This window comes from Streptococcus vulneris, from assembly GCF_019218685.1.
Taxonomy (GTDB): Bacteria; Bacillota; Bacilli; order Lactobacillales; family Streptococcaceae; genus Streptococcus; species Streptococcus vulneris.
In genome coordinates this window covers 1-389 of record NZ_JAHUZC010000039.1, presented here as the reverse complement: position 1 = coordinate 389, position 389 = coordinate 1, and the positions used below count along the sequence as shown (strand labels likewise).

Below are 389 nucleotides of genomic sequence, written 5' to 3'. Positions count from 1 at the left end.
CCCGTCCCGACTAACCTTGTCCCTCTATTCCGGCCGCACCACCAGCGTCGACACCTGCACATCCACCGCCGTCATCAGCTTGTGGATCGGGCATTTTTCCGCCACCGCCAGCAGTTCGTCGATCTGGGCATCCGTCAATTCGCCATGCAGCGTCAGCTTGGCGGTCAGGCGGTAGACCCCCTTGCGTTCCTCACTGGCATCGCGCACCACGTCCACGCCCACCGATTCCAGCGGCAACCCCTTGCGCTGCGCGTACACCATCAGCGTCAGCGCCTTGCAGCCGCCCAGCGCGGTATCGAAATAGTCGTGCGGGTCGGGGCCCTCGCCTTGCGGCTGCGGCATGGCCAGCGGCAGTTCATGGCCTTCGGCCGTGGCGGTGAATTGCAGGG

1 protein-coding gene is annotated in these 389 nt (G+C 65.6%); it reads right to left on the bottom strand.

Annotation, left to right across the window (positions count from 1 at the left end; all coding sequences use genetic code 11):
• Positions 1 to 24: 24 nt before the first annotated feature.
• Positions 25 to 389, bottom strand: a 365-nt coding sequence (locus KUA57_RS09500; protein ID WP_218494160.1) for an OsmC family protein, incomplete at its 5' end; no start/stop codon positions are given.